The organism is Candidatus Propionivibrio aalborgensis (assembly GCF_900089945.1).
In the GTDB taxonomy this organism is placed as follows: domain Bacteria; phylum Pseudomonadota; class Gammaproteobacteria; order Burkholderiales; family Rhodocyclaceae; genus Propionivibrio; species Propionivibrio aalborgensis.
In genome coordinates, this window is the sequence record NZ_FLQY01000356.1 from 1 (window position 1) to 18,067 (window position 18,067).

General features: G+C 60.0%; 18 protein-coding genes. 5 read left to right on the forward strand and 13 right to left on the reverse strand.

Annotated features, from left to right (window positions below; all coding sequences use genetic code 11):
• Window positions 1–48 precede the first annotated feature (48 nt).
• Window positions 49–732, reverse strand: a complete 684-nt coding sequence (gene rsmG / locus PROAA_RS15025) for a 16S rRNA (guanine(527)-N(7))-methyltransferase RsmG (RefSeq protein ID WP_186412120.1) — start codon at window positions 730–732, stop codon at window positions 49–51.
• Window positions 710–2,629 carry a tRNA uridine-5-carboxymethylaminomethyl(34) synthesis enzyme MnmG gene (gene mnmG / locus PROAA_RS15030; protein ID WP_186412121.1) on the reverse strand — a complete coding sequence of 640 codons (1,920 nt, stop codon included), beginning with the start codon at window positions 2,627–2,629 and terminating at the stop codon, window positions 710–712. Before mnmG ends, rsmG begins: the two co-directional genes overlap by 23 nt.
• A 185-nt stretch (window positions 2,630–2,814) precedes the next feature.
• On the opposite strand from mnmG, the gene PROAA_RS15035 reads away from it, so the two are divergent.
• Window positions 2,815–4,539, forward strand: a complete 1,725-nt coding sequence (locus PROAA_RS15035; RefSeq protein ID WP_186412122.1) for a response regulator — start codon at window positions 2,815–2,817, stop codon at window positions 4,537–4,539.
• Window positions 4,540–4,569: 30 nt separating this feature from the next.
• Here the strand turns inward: PROAA_RS15035 and mutY are convergent, their stop codons facing one another.
• On the reverse strand, window positions 4,570–5,640 hold the full coding sequence (gene mutY, locus PROAA_RS15040; protein WP_186412123.1) for an A/G-specific adenine glycosylase: 1,071 nt from the start codon (window positions 5,638–5,640) through the stop codon (window positions 4,570–4,572).
• Window positions 5,637–5,792, reverse strand: coding sequence for a hypothetical protein (locus PROAA_RS15045; protein ID WP_186412124.1), 156 nt, complete (start codon window positions 5,790–5,792; stop codon window positions 5,637–5,639). Before PROAA_RS15045 ends, mutY begins: the two co-directional genes overlap by 4 nt.
• An 80-nt stretch (window positions 5,793–5,872) precedes the next feature.
• On the opposite strand from PROAA_RS15045, the gene PROAA_RS15050 reads away from it, so the two are divergent.
• Together PROAA_RS15050 and PROAA_RS15055 are read left to right on the forward strand one after the other, a co-directional pair.
• Window positions 5,873–6,466, forward strand: a complete 594-nt coding sequence (locus tag PROAA_RS15050) for a flavin reductase family protein (protein WP_186412125.1) — start codon at window positions 5,873–5,875, stop codon at window positions 6,464–6,466.
• Between the two features lie 63 nt (window positions 6,467–6,529).
• Entirely contained in the window at window positions 6,530–6,973 is a 444-nt protein-coding gene (locus PROAA_RS15055; protein WP_186412126.1) for a c-type cytochrome, read from the forward strand.
• Window positions 6,974–7,102: 129 nt separating this feature from the next.
• On the opposite strand, the gene PROAA_RS15060 is transcribed toward PROAA_RS15055, so the two are convergent.
• The 9 genes from PROAA_RS15060 to minC all read right to left on the reverse strand — a co-directional run bounded on the left by PROAA_RS15060 (window position 7,103) and on the right by minC (window position 15,088).
• On the reverse strand, window positions 7,103–7,462 hold the full coding sequence (locus PROAA_RS15060) for a hypothetical protein (protein ID WP_186412127.1): 360 nt from the start codon (window positions 7,460–7,462) through the stop codon (window positions 7,103–7,105).
• Between the two features lie 178 nt (window positions 7,463–7,640).
• Complete coding sequence (locus PROAA_RS15065) at window positions 7,641–9,674, reverse strand: UvrD-helicase domain-containing protein (protein ID WP_186412128.1); 2,034 nt, start codon at window positions 9,672–9,674, stop codon at window positions 7,641–7,643.
• Window positions 9,675–9,882: 208 nt separating this feature from the next.
• The gene (locus PROAA_RS15070; RefSeq protein WP_186412129.1) at window positions 9,883–10,554 is read right to left on the reverse strand and encodes a hypothetical protein; all 672 of its coding nucleotides are present in this window, start codon (window positions 10,552–10,554) and stop codon (window positions 9,883–9,885) included.
• 182 nt (window positions 10,555–10,736) lie between these two features.
• Window positions 10,737–11,150 carry a type II toxin-antitoxin system VapC family toxin gene (locus PROAA_RS15075; RefSeq protein WP_186412130.1) on the reverse strand — a complete coding sequence of 138 codons (414 nt, stop codon included), beginning with the start codon at window positions 11,148–11,150 and terminating at the stop codon, window positions 10,737–10,739.
• Window positions 11,150–11,377 (reverse strand): type II toxin-antitoxin system Phd/YefM family antitoxin, encoded by a 228-nt coding sequence (locus PROAA_RS15080; RefSeq protein WP_186412131.1) that lies wholly within the window; start codon window positions 11,375–11,377, stop codon window positions 11,150–11,152. Before PROAA_RS15080 ends, PROAA_RS15075 begins: the two co-directional genes overlap by 1 nt.
• Window positions 11,378–11,496: 119 nt before the next feature.
• On the reverse strand, window positions 11,497–13,029 hold the full coding sequence (gene ubiB / locus PROAA_RS15085) for a ubiquinone biosynthesis regulatory protein kinase UbiB (protein WP_186412132.1): 1,533 nt from the start codon (window positions 13,027–13,029) through the stop codon (window positions 11,497–11,499).
• 65 nt (window positions 13,030–13,094) lie between these two features.
• Window positions 13,095–13,361 (reverse strand): cell division topological specificity factor MinE, encoded by a 267-nt coding sequence (minE, locus tag PROAA_RS15090; RefSeq protein WP_186412133.1) that lies wholly within the window; start codon window positions 13,359–13,361, stop codon window positions 13,095–13,097.
• Between the two features lie 2 nt (window positions 13,362–13,363).
• Window positions 13,364–14,185, reverse strand: a complete 822-nt coding sequence (gene minD / locus PROAA_RS15095) for a septum site-determining protein MinD (RefSeq protein ID WP_186412134.1) — start codon at window positions 14,183–14,185, stop codon at window positions 13,364–13,366.
• A 90-nt stretch (window positions 14,186–14,275) separates the two neighbouring features.
• The gene (gene minC / locus PROAA_RS15100; protein WP_186412135.1) at window positions 14,276–15,088 is read right to left on the reverse strand and encodes a septum site-determining protein MinC; all 813 of its coding nucleotides are present in this window, start codon (window positions 15,086–15,088) and stop codon (window positions 14,276–14,278) included.
• 301 nt (window positions 15,089–15,389) lie between these two features.
• Here minC and PROAA_RS15105 point away from each other — a divergent pair, with 301 nt between their 5' ends.
• Together PROAA_RS15105 and PROAA_RS15110 are read left to right on the forward strand one after the other, a co-directional pair.
• Window positions 15,390–16,532: an efflux RND transporter periplasmic adaptor subunit gene (locus tag PROAA_RS15105; RefSeq protein ID WP_186412136.1), complete on the forward strand. Its 1,143-nt coding sequence runs from the start codon at window positions 15,390–15,392 to the stop codon at window positions 16,530–16,532.
• On the forward strand, window positions 16,529–18,067 hold a 1,539-nt coding region (locus PROAA_RS15110; protein WP_186412137.1), incomplete at its 3' end, for an efflux RND transporter permease subunit. The genes PROAA_RS15105 and PROAA_RS15110, both read left to right, overlap by 4 nt.

Below are 18,067 nucleotides of genomic sequence, written 5' to 3' on the forward strand. Positions count from 1 at the left end.
TTGCCGACGCCGCCTTTCTGGTTGGTCACGGCCAGTATCTTTGCCAACTCAACTCCCCCCTGAACTGTAAGCGTCGGCACTGCGCATGACGACCAGATGACGCTCCCCCTCAACTCCCGGTACCTGCAGGCGATGAACGACGTCGAGCCGCACATCGGCGGGCAGGCGCTCAATTTCATCGTGCGGCCAGACTCCCTTCATGGCCAGCCACCGTCCTCCCGCGCCCAGCAGATGCCTTGTCAAACCGACAAAATCAGCCAGCTCGGAGAAGGCACGCGACACGATCGCGGCAAAGCCGATCGACGGATGATACTGTTCGACTCGTCCGCAGTGAACGGAAATATTGGGCAAGGTCAGTTCAATCATGGCCTGCTGCAGAAAAGCGGTCTTCTTCGAATTGCTGTCAAGCAAGGTTACGTGTAAATCCGGCCGGGCGATAGCCAGGGGAATTCCCGGCATGCCGCCGCCGCTACCTACATCCAGAAGCCTGCCCGGCGGAACGTAAGGCAGCACGGCTAGCGAGTCGAGCAGATGATGGCTGAGCACCTTGTCCGGGTCGTTCAGCGCCGTCAGGTTGTAGGTTCTATTCCACTTGCACAGCAGTTCCGCAAACGCCAGCAGGCTGGCCTGCACCGCACCGGGCACCTCGATACCCATCGCGTCCAGGCCGTGCCCGAGTTGCACCGCCTGACGCGTTGACTCACGCACTTCAGGCAATCTTGCGTGACGCATCCAAGGCGCCGCGCCTGAGAGAAACGAGCAAGATCGAGATCGCCGCCGGTGTCACGCCCTGAATCCGCGAGGCCTGGCCAATTGTCTCCGGCCTGTGCCGTATCAGCTTTTGTCGGATCTCGTTCGACAGGCCGCCAATCCGGCTGTAGTCGAAATCCACTGGTAAACGTGTTTCTTCATTGGACAGATTTCGCGCAACCTCTTCGAGCTGACGGTCGACATAGCCCTGGTACTTGGCCTGGATTTCAACCTGTTCGATGACCAATGCATCTGACAATCCGGCATCGATGGGCGATGCATCCGACGGCTCGTTCCATTGGAGGCCCATCAAGGTCGAATAGCTCACGTCCGGGCGCCGCAACAGATCGTACAACGTGTATTCCCGTTCGATCGGCTTGCCCAGTACGCGGGTTGTTTCATCGGCCGACACTTTGGACGGATGCACCCAAGTCGACCGGAGACGCTCCTGCTCGCGCGCAACCGCCTCGCGTTTCGTGCAGAAGGCCGACCAGCGCACGTCGCCGACCAGACCAAGCCGTCGTCCGTGCTCGGTCAGGCGCATGTCGGCGTTATCCTCACGCAAGGAAAGTCGGTACTCGGCGCGACTGGTAAACATGCGATAGGGTTCGGACACGCCTCGCGTGATCAGGTCGTCGACCAGTACGCCAAGATAGGCCTCGTCGCGGCGCGGCGTCCAGGCTTCCTTTCCTTTGACCTGCAGGGCCGCATTGGCACCGGCCAGCAGGCCCTGCGCCGCCGCTTCTTCATAGCCTGTCGTTCCATTGATCTGGCCGGCAAAAAAGAGGCCGCCTATGGCCTTGGTTTCAAGCGAAGCGTGCAGGCTGCAAGGATCAAAGTAGTCGTATTCGATGGCGTAGCCGGGGCGCAATATGTGGCAATTTTCCAGGCCGCGCATCGAGCGCACCAGTTCCAGCTGAACGTCGAAGGGCAAACTCGTTGAAATCCCGTTCGGGTAGATTTCGTTGGTCGTCAACCCCTCCGGCTCAAGAAAGACGTTGTGGCTGTTCTTGTCGGCAAAGCGGTGGATCTTGTCTTCGATCGACGGACAGTAGCGCGGCCCGACGCCTTCGATCACGCCGGCATACATCGGCGAGCGATCCAGATTGGCGCGAATGATGTCGTGCGTCCGCTCGTTGGTATTGGTGATCCAGCAGGGCAACTGCTGCGGGTGCTGGCTGGCCCTGCCGAGAAGCGAAAATACCGGCAAGGGGTTGTCCGAGTGCTGCTGCTCGAGCTGCGCGAAATCGATGGTATTGCCATCAAGGCGCGGCGGCGTGCCTGTTTTCAGGCGTCCAACGGGGAGCTGCAATTCGCGCAAGCGCGCGGCCAGCGAAATCGATGGCATGTCGCCCATGCGCCCGCCGGTGGTATTGGACATGCCGACGTGAATCAGGCCGTTGAGAAAGGTGCCGGCGGTCAGCACGACGGCGCGTGCCGCAAAACGCACCCCGAGCTGTGTAACCGCCCCGGTCACCCGATCGCCCTCGACGAGCAGATCGTCGCAGGCCTGGGCAAACAGGGTCAGATTCGGTTGATTCTCCAGTCGGCGGCGGATCGCCTGCCGGTACAGTACCCGATCGGCCTGCGCGCGGGTCGCGCGCACGGCTGGACCCTTGCTCGAATTGAGGATGCGAAACTGGATGCCCGCTTCGTCGGTTGCGGCGGCCATTGCACCGTCCAGCGCGTCGACCTCCTTGACGAGATGCCCCTTGCCGATGCCGCCGATCGAAGGGTTGCAGCTCATGGCGCCCAGCGTGTCCAGGTTGTGCGTGAGCAGCAGCGTCTTCGCGCCCATGCGCGCGCTGGCAAGCGCGGCCTCGGTGCCGGCATGTCCACCGCCAATAACGATCACATCGAAACGATCAGGAAACTGCATGAGAAGTCCGCGAAATCCGGGAACGCCGAAGGGATGCGGATTCTACGCCAATTCGCTGAAAAATAACAGGTTTCGGCCGATTCATGAGCTTCTTCGCCGCATTTTATCGAGTCGCGCCATCGCGCAACAGCGTATGGTATGACGTTCCGCTTGCCCGCCGAAGCACAGTCGCGTAAGGTGCTTTCATGGGTACATCCGATCTCAACGACATTGCCGATATTCAGCACAGGCTGGGGAAGGAACTGGCACGCATGCGGGTGTTGCTGGTCGATCGGCACGCCAGCGCGCGCAATTCCATGCGCATCATTCTGTCGAGCCTCGGGATCACCGCCGTCCATAACGCAGGAACTTCGGCGGAAGTATTGCGGCAAGTCAAAGCGTATACGTTTGACATCATTCTCTCCGACTACCACCTCGATGACGGCCGCGACGGCCAGCAGCTGCTCGAGGAGTTGCGTCACAAGAATCTGATTTCGCTATCGACCGTATACATGGTCGTTACGGCCGAACGCGCCTATCAGAACGTGGTATCCGTTGCCGAACTCGCGCCGGACGATTACCTGATCAAACCTTTTACCGCCGATCAGTTCCACAGTCGTCTGATCAAGACCATCTACAAGAAGCACTTCTTCGAAAAGGTATTCGGGCATCTGGACAATGGCGCTTATGCCGAAGCGCTGGCGGCTTGCGACAGCCTGATCGGCAAGGAGGACGCGTATCTTTATGACATCCTGCGTTTCAAGGGCGAGATTCTGAACGTACTCGGTCGGCACGAGGAAGCCAAGGCGGTCTATCAGCAGGTGCTTGACCATGCCATGGTGCCATGGGCGCGCATGGGTCTGGCCATTGCGTTGCGCGGTATGGACGAGCTGGCCGAGGCCGAGGAAATGGGTGCGTCGGTGATCGACGACTTTCCCGAGTATCTGGCGGCGTATGATTTCGTCGCCAGCGTTCGCGAAGAGATGGGAAAGCTCGCCGAAGCCCAGCAAGTACTGCAGAAGGCCACGGTGATATCGCCCAACAATTCGGTGCGTCAACGCATGGTCGGCGACGTGGCCGTCCGCAACGATGATCTCGATGCCGCCGAACGCGCTTACGGCAAGGTACTCGAACGCCATCAAGGCTCGTCGCTCAAGGTCCTCGACGACTACACCAATCTGACGCGCGTCATGCTCGACAAGGGACACACCGAGGGCGCCAAGAAAGTTACCCAGGATCTCCGTCGCGACTGGCGTGGCAACAAGCAGGGCGAGCTTGCCGCGTTGATCATGGACAGTCTGTGCTGCGAACAGGAAGGCGAGCCGGCCAAGGCCAAACAGGCGCTCGAAAAGGCGCTTGAACTACGCAGTTCGCTTGGCGATTCCGACCAGAACGAGTTCTCGCAGAAGATCGCCGTCGATCTGGCCCACGCCTGCCTGGCTTCTGGCGATGAAAAGATGGCGCAGGAGATCCTGAGCAAGGTCGCTGCCGAAAACCACGAAGACCGCAGCATGATCGCCCAGATTCAGGGCGTCTTCTCCAAGACAGGCCACGAAGAAGCAGGCCAGTCGATGCTCGCCCAGGTCGGCAAGGAGATCGTCGAACTCAACAATCGAGGCGTTCTGGCCGCGCGCAGCGGAGATATCGAAACCTCAGTGCAGATGCTGATCGAAGCAGCCGAGCGTGTTCCCAATATGCAGTTCCTGGTCAACGCCACCAAGGCGATCTTCACCCTGCTTGACCGAAAGGGCTGGGACGAGGAGATGGGAGATCGCGGCGTACGCTACCTGCAAATGGCCCAGTCGAAGGATCCGCGAAACGCCAAGGTCATTTCAGCGCGCGAGCTCTATCACAAGGTGGCTCGAAAGTTCGGAATAGAAGTCGTCCCGATCGGCGGCGTTCGCACTGCCGGCGAAAAGAGCGGCGGGTAGGGAATCGGGTTTTCGATCGCCGGCTGCTGCTCAATCGCGGGTCGGCGGAATGCTTTTTCGTATCGTCTTGAGCAGGCGCATGATCGGCGTCGGCAGCGCCGCGGTGTCGACCTCGCCGTGCTCCAACCATTGCCACCCCGCTTCAGCAACAAGATGAGGCGTCGCTTTAACGGTGCATAGCAAGGGCAGGATATTCAGGCGGAGATGGCTGAATGTATGCTTGAGCGATGGCAACACCTGCGCTTCGAGCAGACGACAGCCGTGGCGCCGCGCAAATTCGCTGGCTCCTGCCCCAGTTCCCTCGGGCAGGGATAGCAGGCCGCCCCAGATCCCGACCGGCGGCCTGCGTTCCAGTAAGAAACGATTACCGTCGGTAAGCAGCAATAAGGTCGTATCGCGTTCGGGTAGCACTTTCACAGGTCTGGCGACCGGCAATTCGGCTTGCCGGCCATCGAGCCGGGCAATGCACATCGCATGCAACGGGCAGGCTTCGCACGACGGCTTGCGGCGTGTGCACACCGTTGAGCCGAGGTCCATCAGACCCTGGGTGTAGGCTTCGATATGCTTTGCTGGAAGCAGGGTTTCGGCCAGTGACCACAGCACGTTTTCCGTTGCTGCCGACCCGGGAAATCCATCGATGCCAAAGCAGCGCGCCAGTACCCGCTTGACATTGCCATCAAGGATCGGTGCGCGATGGCCGAAGGCAAAGACGCTGATTGCCGCCGCCGTCGAACGCCCAATTCCCGGCAACTCGCAGAGTGACTGCAGGTCGCGCGGAAACTCGGCCCGGTAGTCGGCAACGATGGCTTGCGCGCAGCGATGCAGATTGCGTGCCCTGGCGTAATAACCCAGCCCGGCCCATAGTTCGAGCACTGTGGCAAGCGGCGCCAGGGCCAAAGCCTCGATCGTCGGGAAGCACTCAACAAAGCGCGCGTAATACGGAATCACCGTGCCGACCTGGGTTTGCTGCAGCATGATTTCGGAGAGCCAGATGCGGTATGCGTCGCGCGTATTCTGCCAAGGCAGATCGTGGCGGCCATGATGGCGTTGCCAGTCGATCAGCCGGGTGGAAAAAACCCTTGCGGATCGGTTTTCCCTCATGGGCACACTGGAAAAGCGCCGCCTGTTTGCTCAAGTCTCTGCTCAAGTTCCTCGACAGCCGCCCCAGGCGGGGCGATAATCGGGACGTCGTACATCTCGTCTTCCTGCGCCAGACTGACATTCCGGAGGCAATCGAGGCATTGCATTGACATAACGAACTCCTGAACCTCTCTGATCGCCGCAGATCTTAGCATGCCCACCCCGCCCATTCTGACCCCTTCCTGATTCCCTGATGACGCTGTCAACCTCCACCGAAAACTGCCCTGATTTGCTGACGTCAGGAATTGATCTCCCCTGTGCGACTTGCGATACCGGACGTTCGCTGGCCGCCCTGGGCTTTTGCTGTCGCGACTTCCGCAGCACGCTCGGCTGCTTTGCCACGGGTGTGACCGTCGTTACCGCACTGGCGCCGGATGGCGAGCCGATTGGACTGACGATCAATTCATTCAATTCGGTATCGCTGGACCCGCCGCTCATTCTCTGGAGCCTGTCCCTGGGTTCGCCCATGCTGAACGCGTTCCAGCGGGCCAGCCATTATTCGGTCAATGTTCTTTCGGTTGACCAGCAGAATCTCTCGGACCGTTTTGCGGAGCGCCGCGTCGATCACTTCGTCGACCTGCCGCAACGCGCGGGGCTGGGCGGCGCGCCGCTGATCGAAGGTTGCTGCGCCTGGTTCGAATGCGCCAACCAGACGCAGTATCCGGGTGGCGATCATCTCATCTTCGTCGGACTTGTCGAGCGATTTGCCCGCGGCAAAGCCGAGTCCCCGTTGCTCTTTCACGACGCCCGTTATTGCCGGATAGACGCCTCCCGAACGACGGATTGAATCGGATCGGGTAAACTGCGGGCTGACGTTTCAGTCATCAACTGCAGCTAACCGGGGTTTCACATGGCAAACAAACAACATTCTTCTTCGATGATCCTGACGATCACGGTCGTCGTGGCAATCGTCCTGATGATCATCATCTGGCCACTGTCAATGCTGGGCAAGGGACCGTCGGCTACAGGCAGTGGCGACGAAGTCGAGTTGCGTATCCTGCCGGTGGCGCGAATCGAGATGAAAAAAGCAGTCGTAGTATCCGACGGCAAACCGCGCGATGGCGCCACGATCTACAACGCGTCCTGCGCGGCTTGCCATGCCAGCGGAGCTGCAGGAGCACCGAAAACGGGTGACAAGGCAGCCTGGGCGCCGCGCATTGCGGCGGGTACAGCGACCCTGCTCAAGAACGCGACCAATGGCAAAGGCGCGATGCCGCCACGAGGCGGAGCCTCTGATCTTAGCGATGAGGAGCTGAAAGCCGCGGTGAATTACCTGGTCGGCAAGGCCAAGTAGGCGAGTCCGGCTACGGAATCCAGCTTCTACTTCGCGGAGTAAAAAGAGGGGGAGGCCTTTGTAAGGCCTCCCCCTTTATCCTGACCCGAGGGGGTATCGGATCAGGTTGCTGCTCAAGGTATTCGCTGCTTACTTGGTCATCGGAGCTGCAGTAGCAGGTGTGGCGGGGTGTCCGGCCTCGACCGCTTTCTCTGCAGGCATCACTTCGGGCTTGGCGGCTGCCTTGCCCTTGACGGTCTTGGTTTTGGTCTTGGCTTCGACTTTCTTTTCTTCTGCCGTGGCTACCGGGGCGGCTTCAGCCTTCTTTTCTTCAACTTTCATTTCCGGCTTGCTGGCGGTAGCCGCTGCGGCAGGGGCTGTGGCTGCTGCGGCAGGAGCTACAGTCGCCGCAACCGGCTTGGCTGGGGCTGGTGCTGCGGCCGGAGCCTGGGCGTAGGCGGCGGTTCCGAAAGCAGCGGCAATGGCAAGTGCAATGATGTTCTTAAGCATGTTTATCTCCTGGTGATGGTTGGGTTCTTCAATCGGCCGCCACGTTTTCAAGATTCGTTGCGGCCTTGCAGACATCAACGCGACCGGTTGCCATAGGGTTGTCAATGATTGCGTAACGCCGCGTAACGCTTTGTGACAGCGTCATCGCGCGGCTGGAGTCAGGCTGAACGGATTTGTGTCAGATAGGCTTTTCGGCGGAGTCCAGCTTCTCGCGGGGCGCTCCCGGATTGCCGGCCAGCATGGCCTTCATGGCCGACAGGCGCGCAGCACCGCCGGCCTTGTCGGGCGCACTGTCCGTCTTTCCGCCCGAGAAACGCAGATCGTCCTTGCCCATCTCGGCGATGAAGCGTGAGGCTTCGCATGGTATGAGTTCGCGCCCCTGTTTGCGCTTCTCGCAGTAGCTCAGGTGCAGCGAGCGCTGGGCGCGGGTGATGCCGACGTACATCAGGCGGCGCTCTTCCTCGATCTTGTCGGCATCCTGCGATTCACGATGCGGCAGCATGCCCTCCTCGACGCCGATCAGGAAAACGTGCTTGAACTCCAAACCCTTGGCCGCGTGTAGGGTAGACAACTGAACCGCATCGGGCCGGCCGCCACCGTCCTGTTTGTCCAGCAAATTGATCAGCGCAATCGTCTGCGTCAGCTCGATCAGGCTCTTGCCGTCCTCCTCGCCTTTGGCGACCAGCCACTTCGTAAGTTCCAGGACGTTTTCCCAGCGTGCCAACGCGATCCGTTTGTCATCCTCGTCGTGCAGCCAGGCTTCGTACCCGATGGCCGTCAGCAGATCGTCCATCACCGGCTCGACCGGCTCCCTGGTAGCGCGATACTCCAGGCGGTTGATGAACTCGCAGAACTCGAGCAGGGGAGCAAGCTGGCGCGCCTGCACGCGATGTGCGAAGCCTTCCTCGAAGGCTGCGGCAAACAGCGAAAGGTGACGTTGGCCGGCATAGGCGCCGAGCGCCTCCAGCGTTGTTCCGCCGACCCCGCGCCGGGGCGTCGTCACGGCGCGGATGAAGGCCGGGTCATCGTCGTTGTTGGCCAGCAGGCGAAGGTAGGCGGTGATGTCCTTGATCTCTGACTTGTCGAAAAACGATTGCCCTCCCGAGAGCAAATACGGAACACGCTGGTCGCGCAGATGCTGTTCGAGTGCACGCGCCTGAAAGTTGCCGCGATACAGAACAGCGTAGTCTGCAAACGTCCCGCGATGCTCGAACCGATGTGCCTGCAGTTTCATCACCACCGACTCGGCCTCTTTCTCATTGTCCTTGCACACCGTCACGGTGATCGGGTCGCCGTGACCGATGTCGGACCACAGCTTCTTGTCGAACAGCTTTTCGTTGTGCGCAATCAGCGCGTTCGCGGCTTTCAGGATGCGCACCGTCGAACGGTAGTTCTGTTCGAGCTTGATCAGCTTGAGGTTCGGGTAATCGCGCGGCAAACCGCGCAGGTTTTCGATGTCGGCACCGCGCCAGCCGTAGATCGCCTGATCGTCATCGCCCACCGCAGTGAACGCCGCACGCGGCCCGGCCAGTAGCTTGAGCAACGCGTACTGGCAGGCGTTGGTGTCCTGGTACTCATCGACCAACAGATAGCGCAAGCGGTTTTGCCACTTGCCGAGCACCGCCGGATGCGCCTCGAACAGTGCAACCGGTAGCGCGATGAGATCGTCGAAGTCGACCGCCTGATACGCCTTCAGCCTAGCCGAGTAACTGGCGTAAGCGCGCGCGGCAAGCATTTCGGTTTCATTCCGCACTCCATTGAGTGCATCAATTGGGGAGATCAGCGCGTTCTTCCAGCCGGATATCACCGACTGCAGGCGGCGGATGGTCGCCTTGTCCGTACTGCCTGCCAGGTCCGAAACAATGGCGAAACAGTCGTTGGCGTCGAAAATCGAGAAGCGCGGTTTGTAGCCCAGTTCTTTGGCGTCCTCGCGCAGAATGCGCACGCCGAGCGAATGGAAGGTGGATACCGTCAGTCCCGACGGCTTGGCTTTGAGCAGTTGACCCACCCGTTCCTGCATCTCCTTGGCCGCCTTGTTGGTGAAGGTGATCGCGGCGATGTTGGACGGGCTGAAACCGCATTCCTCGATCAGATAGGCGATTTTTTGTGTAATGACGCGTGTCTTGCCGGAACCGGCGCCAGCCAGCACCAGCAGTGGACCGTCAAGATAGCGAATGGCTTCGCGCTGGGGAGGATTGGGTAATGAGGACATTTAGGAAATTTCATGGCGTAGCCAGGCTACGTAGAGTTGTACGGGAAAGCCAGCGTGGCTGCTGGCTGTCAACAGCCGTCACGATTTTGAGTCTGACTGCCTGGAGCGGACTCTGAACGGTCCTACAGCCTTTTGAAAAGCTGACCTTAGAACGTAGAAGTGAGAGGGCGAGCGGCCTTATCGCGAAGCGCCCCCCGACGATGCCAGGTTAGAGCGCACTTGCCAGTACCTTTCTAGCTTCAAGTTCGACAAACGAAGCTTTGTTCGTGAGCACGGCTACGTAGTGAGGATCCGTTCGGTCGAGCATTAGTGCTGGAAGGGCAAGGTAACTACAGTAGTTCTTTAGATCAGTACTGCCAACATCTCCTGAATGTGCGACGAGATGCCGCAGCAACTTACATTCAGTTCGAGGATGCGGTGGTGTTGTGTGGTCGACGTAAAGCGGGTAATCATTCTTGGAAGGGTAGGACAGTTCGATTATTTGAAAAAGCAGAAGAATCTTAACAAATGGATCGTCACGGGGGACTGCAATTGCCCAGAGACGCAGCTGTAGTGCTAGCTCATACGACCAAGCTAGCGGCTCTATGGTTTTAGGCAGTGCGTAGCAAATGCTGTAACGAGCGGTGAATGAGGCAGTTACAGTCCTTCTGCACATCTCGGCGCGGATGCGACAATTGGTCAAGAAGTAGAGCCGATCCAACTCGCGGTCGACACGATACTGAGCCGTACCATCTTCTTCATTAACAGAGGCTACGGTTATATATGTGCCGTCCTCTTGGGTGGCGACATGCATATCCTTCGGCAAAGCCTGTTGAAATAGTGCGACATCGATGTCTAGCGATGTTCCATATAGAACTATCAACTTGAAGAGAGTGGACATGTGGTGCGCTCAAACAGGTATTCAGACGCAAAAGCGCCCAGATCATTGCCAATCATACGGACAGAGCGATCCAAGCAGGGAGAAATGGGTCTGGCTCGATCCAAATTCTGCTTCGCTGCCCCCGGAAACTGTCGTGCTATCCCTGCCATTCTGGAGGGATAACGATCAGAATTGGCAGGCATCTACACCACCTCGACCCGCAGCCCGACACGGGCAGCGGCTGCGCACTGTCGCGCATCGGCGGACACGAAAACATCGGCCTTAAGAGCCACGGCGCTACCTACGTGTATGGCGTCCATGCCGCGCAATACGTTGCTTTCGAGACACGACACCGCCTCGCCCAACACCGCTGGGGTCAGGTCGCATACGGCGGCATCCTCAATGTCTGTCAGCAACAATGACTTCAGCTGCCGATATTGCGTGTCGGTGATTTTGCCCTCACGGCGCAGTCGGCAAAACGCTGAAATAATCTCGGGCAGCGCAATGCCGGACAAACCGATCTCTGTTGCCCGGTCGCACCACTCAAGCACTGCGGCGGTTCCTGCTTCACTGACATAGCGTTTGGCGAATGCTGAGGTATCAAAGAAAACGCGCATCACAAACCAGCTTCGCGCTCTTCGAGAATCATGCGACTGATGGCAACTCCATCCAGCACCAGGGGTTGCACCTTGCGCCCCTTCCACGAAGGAAGCTCTGCCACGACCGGGACAATGTCAGCGATTGGCTTGCCGTTACGCAGCACCCGAACGGATTCGCCCGATGCGACGAGGTCGAAATACTGCTTGGCATGGTTGCGCACTTCAGTGAATGTCGCTTGTTTCATGGCCATCTCGATATGTACAGAAGGATGTGATTATAAATGTACATTCTGATTGCTGCCCGCAATTTAGAGCACAGAACGGGGGCTTCAGAGACATCGAACGCCGTCCAAAGTCATGCCCGTTAGAGGTAATTGGCGACCAGCAAAGTGGCCAGCAGGACCGCAATCAAGCCCAGCATACGGTTCTGTTGCCGTTGAGCCGCAGCAAGCTCCGCCAGCAACGGCGCCAGATCGGAAGCTTTCTCCCGGCTCAGTGCCTGATGCACCAGGCGCGGCAATTGCGGCAAGGTACGCGCCCAGTTCGGCGCTTCCTGATTGATCCCGCGCACCAGCGCGCGCCAGCCGATCTGCTCTTTCATCCAGCGTTCGAGGAAGGGCTTGGCCGTCGTCCATAGATCGAGATTGGGGTCAAGCTGACGCCCCAGTCCTTCGATGTTGAGCAGTGTCTTCTGCAGCATCACGAGTTGCGGCTGGATATCGACATTGAAGCGGCGCGAGGTCTGGAAGAGTCGCAGCAAGACGCGGCCAAAGGAAATTTCGTGCAGGGGCCGGTCGAAGATCGGTTCGCAAACCGCGCGGATGGCCGATTCGAATTCATCGACGCGGGTGTCGGCCGGGGCCCAGCCGGCCTCGATGTGCGCCATCGCCACACGCTTGTAGTCGCGCTGGAAGAAGGCGAGAAAGTTCTGCGCGAGATAGTTCTTGTCGACGTCGGTCAGCGTACCGACGATGCCGAAATCGAGTGCGACGTACTTGCCGTGATGCACTTCGTCACTGGCAACAAAAATATTGCCGGGGTGCATGTCGGCATGGAAGAAGCCGTCGCGGAAAACCTGCGTGAAGAAGATCTCGACCCCGGCGCGCGACAGTGTCGGCAGATCGATCCCGGCGGCGGTCAGCGCTGTGGTCTGGCTGATCGGAATGCCGTGCATGCGTTCCATGACCATCACTGTCGTCGTGCAGTGATCCCAATACACGCTTGGCACCAGCAGCAATTTCGAACCCAGGAAATTGCGCCGAAGTTGTGAACAGTTGGCCGCCTCGCGCATGAGATCGAGTTCGTCGTAGAGATACTTGGCGAACTCGGCAACGACCTCGCGCGGCTTCAGCCGCTTGCCGTCGGACCAGACCTTCTCCAGCAGACCGGCCAGCGTGTCGAGTAATGCCAGATCGTGAGCGATGATGCCGCGCATGTTCGGGCGCAGGATCTTGACCGCTACTTCGTGCCCGCCATCCTCCGGGTGCAGGCGGGCGAAATGCACTTGGGCGACCGAAGCGCTGGCCACCGGGGTGGCATTGAATTCGGCGAAGACTTCGCTCGCTGGCCGGCCGTAAGCTTCCTCGATTTGCGCCAGCGCCAACCCCGGTGAGAAGGGCGGCACACGATCCTGCAGTTTTGCCAGCTCGTCGGCGATGTCCAGCGGCAGCAGGTCGCGGCGCGTCGACATGACCTGTCCGAACTTGACGAAGATCGGGCCCAGCGACTCCAGTGCCAGCCTGAGCCGCACGGCACGCGGCAAGGTGTTGCGTCGCCAGAAGTTCACAATGCGCGACAATGCGGCCAGTGTTCCACTCGGCTCGTGTTCGAAAATCATCTCGTCGATGCCGTAACGGCTGACGATACCGACGATTTTGGCGAGACGGAAAATGCGCATCGGGAGACTTGGGCAAAAAAGGCGAGTCTACCCTGAATCGGTACTAGCCGATTACTTCGATACGTTCAGCGCGCGCTAACAGGCTCCGGCAGCACGATATTCACTTCCAGCACTTCGTAGTTGCCCTGTTTTTCCAGCGACACCTTGATGTCGTCCGGATTGACCAGGACATATTTGGAAATGACGGCGATCAATTCCTGCTGCAGAGCCGGCAGGAAATCGGGCTTGGTGTTCTGGCCACTGCGCTCGTGCGCAATGATCAGCTGCAGGCGTTCCTTGGCAATAGTGGCTGTTTTCGGCTTGCTGCCGAAGATGAGAGAGAACAGGGACATCCTTATTTCCCCCCGAACATTCGCTTGAACAGACCCGGTTTTGTGTAATCGACAAAGCGTAGTGGCGGGGTTTCACCAAGAAATCGGCTGACGACATCGAGGTAGGCCTCGGAGACGTCGCTGCCAGAGACATGGACGGCTGGAGAGCCCTGATTGGACGACTGCAGAATGACCTCGGACTCGGGAATGACACCGATGATTGGCACCCGAAGGATCTCTTGCACATCCTTATAGGAAAGCATTTCGCCGTCCTCGACGCGCTTCGGCGAGTAGCGCGTGATGAGCAGGTGCTCCTTGACCGGCTCGTCGCCCGAGATGGCGCGGCGCGATTTGGCCTGGATGATGCCGAGTATGCGGTCGGAGTCACGCACTGACGACACTTCCGGATTGGTGACAACGATGGCTTCGTCGGCGAAAGTCAATGCCATGACGGCGCCACGCTCGATGCCGGCCGGCGAATCGCAGACGACATAGTCAAACCCCATGTGTTCAAGTTCCTTGAGCACTTTTTCGACACCTTCTTCAGTCAGCGCATCCTTGTCGCGCGTTTGCGAAGCGGGCAGTACGAAGAGGTTGTCATTGCTGCAGTGCTTGTCCTTGATCAGCGCCTGCGTGAGCGTGGCTTCCTCTTTGAGGACGTTGACCAGGTCATAAACGACGCGACGTTCGCAGCCCATGATCAAGTCGAGGTTACGCAGGCCGACGTCAAAGTCGATGACCGCGGTTTTAAAGCCACGCAGGGCGAGGCCGGAAGCAAAACTGGCGCTGGTGGTGGTTTTGCCCACACCACCCTTGCCGGAGGTTACGACAACGATACGAGTCAAGGATGTTTCTCCATAAAAAAAGGGGTAGATTTTACCTGTGGATCGGATTGCTTGCCGCGCCGCAGCCAGCGGGGCGACCACGTGGGGCGATCAATTTGTCTTCAGCGCCTCGATCGACAAGCGGCTATCCGTTCCGCCTTGGGTTTCGATAAGCTTAATCTGCGCCGACTGGCTGGCCAGTTGATCCGGGATTCCGGCCTCGAAAGTACGGTAAATGCCGGCGATTGAAACCAGTTCCGCTTCGAAGCGGGTGGTGAAGATGCGTGCATCCCTGGCACCGCTGGCTCCCGCCAGCGCCCGGCCACGCAATGGGGCGTAAATGTGAATACTGCCGTCGGCAATGACTTCCGCACCGGCATTGACGGCGGCCAATACCACCAGGTCGCCGCCCCGTGCGTAGATCTGCTGCCCCGAACGCAATGGGCGGTCGATGACCAAAGTCGGGGAAGAGGCCGGCTGGACGACCGGAGGTTCACTGAATGCTTCAGCAACAACAGCGGCCTCCTGAACCGGTTCGTCCTGAACGGCTGCCGCTGGAGCAGATTTCTCAATGCGGCGTGAAGATCGCTTGAAAGCCGTAAAACTCGGCAAGCCGGCGGCAGCAGCACTTTCGTGTAGCGCATCGCTGCCGCCACGAACACCGATGACACGCAGGCCGTGCTGGCTAAAGGTACTGCATAGAGCCGCCCAATCAACAGCCTCCGAAACCTCGCCAGCGTCGATCCGGTCAAGTTCAAGGATGGCGGCGTCACGATCAAAGAACGCTTCCTCGCCGAACAGCTCGGTGGCCGCCCCGGCCAACGCTCCTGACTGCAATGAATGCAGCGTGACGCTGACAACGGGCAGCGTGGTGCCCTTGAATTCGATTAACGAGGTTTTTTTGCTAGTGCTGGTACGTGCCATGGGGGTTCGCAAAAGTGATGCGGCAATCCTGAAGGAAGCGAAGTTTAGCCCAGTCCAGAGCGGAAACGAAAGCGGAAACGAAATGCCTGGCAAGGCAAAGCTGAAAGTAAGTCAACTGGAGTTACAATCCTGCTGGTCGAACAAAACGCCCGCGCGGCAGTCCAAGCAGCCGATTGCGGCTACGCACCGGAAAGCGGCGGAATTTCGCTCCAGGGGCCGAGCCGGGACACGGCGAACGACAATCGGACAACCACAAACGCACCATGGAAAGCCACCGCGGACCGAGCGTCCGGCACGAATCATGAAGCCCATCCATACCGAGAACAACGCCGGCCTGAGGCTCGTCCAGGCCAGGGTATGCCTTGCAGTCCTGCTTGGTGTCTTGCTCGCTGCTTGCGGCAAAGCCCCAGGTGAGGCGGATGCGTCGACGCAACCCGTCAAGGCGGCGCTGACCGTCAGCACCACCGTACCGCAGCGGCTCGATTGGCCGGAAACCCTGCGTGCCAACGGCAACATCGCCGCCTGGCAGGAGGCCGTGATCGGCCCGGAACTGAGCAATTACCGGATTACCGAGGTCAATGCCAACGTTGGCGATGTCGTCAAGAAAGGCCAGGTTCTGGCGCGCATCGCCGCCGATACGGTCGAAAACGAACTGTCCGAAAGTCGGGCCGCCGTCGCCGAGGCCGAGGCCACGCTGGCCGAAGCCCGCGCCAACAACGCGCGCGCCAAGCAGCTCCGCGACAAGGGTTTCTACAGCCCGCAACAGGGCATACAGACGCAGACAGTTGCCGATACCGCACTGGCGCGCCTCAATGCCGCCAGGGCGCGACTGCAAACCGCGCAGTTGCGGCGTTCCAAAGCCGCAGTACTGTCCCCTGACGACGGAATCATCTCGGCACGCTCCGCCACCGTGGGGACGCTGACCCAGCCCGGCCAGGAACTGTTCCGGCTGATTCGCGGCGGCCGGCTCGAATGGCGCGCGGAAGTCACCGAAGCTGAAATCGCACGCCTCAAGCCCGGACAGGCAGCGGCCTTGAGCAGCCCCACCGGCGATGTGCTCGAAGGCGTGGTGCGTACGGTGGCACCGACCGTCGACCCGCAAACCCGCACCGCGCTGGTCTATGTCGACCTGCCGGCGAATGCGGCGCAGGCGCTCAGTGCCGGCATGTTCATCCGCGGCGAATTCAGCCTCGGCCAGAACCCGGCGCTGACCTTGCCGCAATCGGCCGTGGTCTTGCGCGAAGGCTTTGCCTATGTCTTCCTGCTCGAAAACGACAAGGTTAGCCAGCTCAAGATCGAGACCGGCCGCCGGATCGGAGATCGCATCGAAGTCAGCGGACTCGACCCGCAGGCCGAAGTTGTCGCCAGCGGTGCCGGCTTCCTGGCGGATGGCGATACGGTTCACGTCGTTGCGGCTCAGCCCGTCCCAGTCACGCCTCGATGAACGTTTCAACCTGGTCCATTCGCAACCCCATTCCGGCGGTGTTGCTGTTCCTGATGCTCACCCTGCTCGGCCTGATGGCTTTCAGGGGAATGAAGATCCAGCAATTCCCGGACATCGACCTGCCCACTGTCACCGTCACGGCGAGCCTGCCGGGTGCGGCTCCGGCGCAGATGGAGACCGAAGTCGGGCGCAAGATCGAGAACGCCGTTGCCACGCTGCAGGGCGTCAAGCACATCTACACCAGGGCCCAGGAAGGCACGGTCGTTGTCTCGGTCGAATTCCGTCTGGAGAAGCCGACGCAGGAAGGCATCGACGACGTTCGCGATGCCGTTTCGCGAATCCGCGCCGATCTCCCCGGCGAACTGAAGGACCCGGTGATTGCCCGCGTCAATCTCGCCGGTGCGCCGATCCTGACCTACACCGTCGCATCGTCCCGCATGGACGACGAGGCCTTGTCGTGGCTGGTGGACAACACGCTAACCAAGGCCATGCTCAGTGTGCGCGGCGTCGGCGCCGTCGCCCGTGTCGGCGGGGTCAGCCGGGAGATTCGCATCGAACTCGATCCGGCCCGCCTGCTCGCGCTGCACGCCACGGCGGCCGATGTTTCGCGCCAGTTGCGCCAGATGCAGCAGGATGCCTCCGGGGGGCGCGCCGATATCGGCGGCGCCGAGCAGACACTGCGGACGATCGCAACGGTGAATTCCGCCGAGGAAATCGGCGCCATGGAAATCGCCCTGGCCGACGGGCGCCGGGTCCGTCTCGACGAGTTGGCCACGGTCAGCGACACGGTCGCCGAACAACGTTCGACCGCCCTGCTCAACGGCAAACCTGTGGTCGGATTCGAAATCGTCCGCGCGCGCGGGGCAGGCGAAGTCGAGGTGGCCAGCGGCGTGCGCGCAGTGCTGGAGAAACTGAAGACGGAGCACCCGGACATCACCATCACCGAAGCCTTCAATTTCGTCGATCCGGTCATCGAAAATTTCGAAGGTTCGATGGCGCTGCTGATCGAAGGCGCCGTCCTGGCCGTCATTGTCGTCTGGCTTTTCCTGCGCGACTGGCGGGCGACCTTCGTCTCGGCCACGGCGCTGCCGCTGTCGATCATCCCCACCTTCGCCGCGATGTCGATCATGGGCTTCACGCTCAATGTCGTGACTCTGCTCTCGATGTCGCTGGTCGTCGGGATTCTGGTCGATGACGCCATCGTCGAAATCGAAAACATCATGCGCCACCTGCGCATGGGTAAAACGCCGCTGCAGGCCGCGATTGAAGCGGCCGACGAAATCGGCTTGGCGGTGATCGCCACCACCGCGACGCTGATTGCCGTCTTTCTGCCCACCGCGTTCATGGGCGGCGTGCCGGGCAAATTCTTCGTCCAGTTCGGCTGGACCGCCGCCATCGCCGTCTTCTTCTCGCTGGTCGTCGCGCGCATGCTGACACCGATGATGGCGGCCTACATTCTGCGTCTGCCGAAAAAGGCGCATCGCGAACCGCGCTGGATGGAAATGTACACTCGCTGGGCGACGTGGTGCCTGAAG

What these genes read in the sequence shown, in the direction of transcription:
- PROAA_RS15075 (WP_186412130.1), bottom strand. Translation starts at nt 11,150, where the DNA reads ATGCGCGTTTTCTTTGATACCTCAGCATTCGCCAAACGCTATGTCAGT.
- PROAA_RS15060 (WP_186412127.1), bottom strand. Translation starts at nt 7,462, where the DNA reads ATGCTTAAGAACATCATTGCACTTGCCATTGCCGCTGCTTTCGGAACC.
- minE (WP_186412133.1), bottom strand. Translation starts at nt 13,361, where the DNA reads ATGTCCCTGTTCTCTCTCATCTTCGGCAGCAAGCCGAAAACAGCCACT.
- PROAA_RS15055 (WP_186412126.1), top strand. Translation starts at nt 6,530, where the DNA reads ATGGCAAACAAACAACATTCTTCTTCGATGATCCTGACGATCACGGTC.
- minC (WP_186412135.1), bottom strand. Translation starts at nt 15,088, where the DNA reads ATGGCACGTACCAGCACTAGCAAAAAAACCTCGTTAATCGAATTCAAG.
- PROAA_RS15070 (WP_186412129.1), bottom strand. Translation starts at nt 10,554, where the DNA reads ATGTCCACTCTCTTCAAGTTGATAGTTCTATATGGAACATCGCTAGAC.
- rsmG (WP_186412120.1), bottom strand. Translation starts at nt 732, where the DNA reads ATGCGTCACGCAAGATTGCCTGAAGTGCGTGAGTCAACGCGTCAGGCG.
- ubiB (WP_186412132.1), bottom strand. Translation starts at nt 13,029, where the DNA reads ATGCGCATTTTCCGTCTCGCCAAAATCGTCGGTATCGTCAGCCGTTAC.
- mutY (WP_186412123.1), bottom strand. Translation starts at nt 5,640, where the DNA reads ATGAGGGAAAACCGATCCGCAAGGGTTTTTTCCACCCGGCTGATCGAC.
- PROAA_RS15105 (WP_186412136.1), top strand. Translation starts at nt 15,390, where the DNA reads ATGAAGCCCATCCATACCGAGAACAACGCCGGCCTGAGGCTCGTCCAG.
- PROAA_RS15050 (WP_186412125.1), top strand. Translation starts at nt 5,873, where the DNA reads ATGACGCTGTCAACCTCCACCGAAAACTGCCCTGATTTGCTGACGTCA.
- PROAA_RS15035 (WP_186412122.1), top strand. Translation starts at nt 2,815, where the DNA reads ATGGGTACATCCGATCTCAACGACATTGCCGATATTCAGCACAGGCTG.
- mnmG (WP_186412121.1), bottom strand. Translation starts at nt 2,629, where the DNA reads ATGCAGTTTCCTGATCGTTTCGATGTGATCGTTATTGGCGGTGGACAT.
- PROAA_RS15045 (WP_186412124.1), bottom strand. Translation starts at nt 5,792, where the DNA reads ATGTCAATGCAATGCCTCGATTGCCTCCGGAATGTCAGTCTGGCGCAG.
- PROAA_RS15080 (WP_186412131.1), bottom strand. Translation starts at nt 11,377, where the DNA reads ATGAAACAAGCGACATTCACTGAAGTGCGCAACCATGCCAAGCAGTAT.
- PROAA_RS15065 (WP_186412128.1), bottom strand. Translation starts at nt 9,674, where the DNA reads ATGTCCTCATTACCCAATCCTCCCCAGCGCGAAGCCATTCGCTATCTT.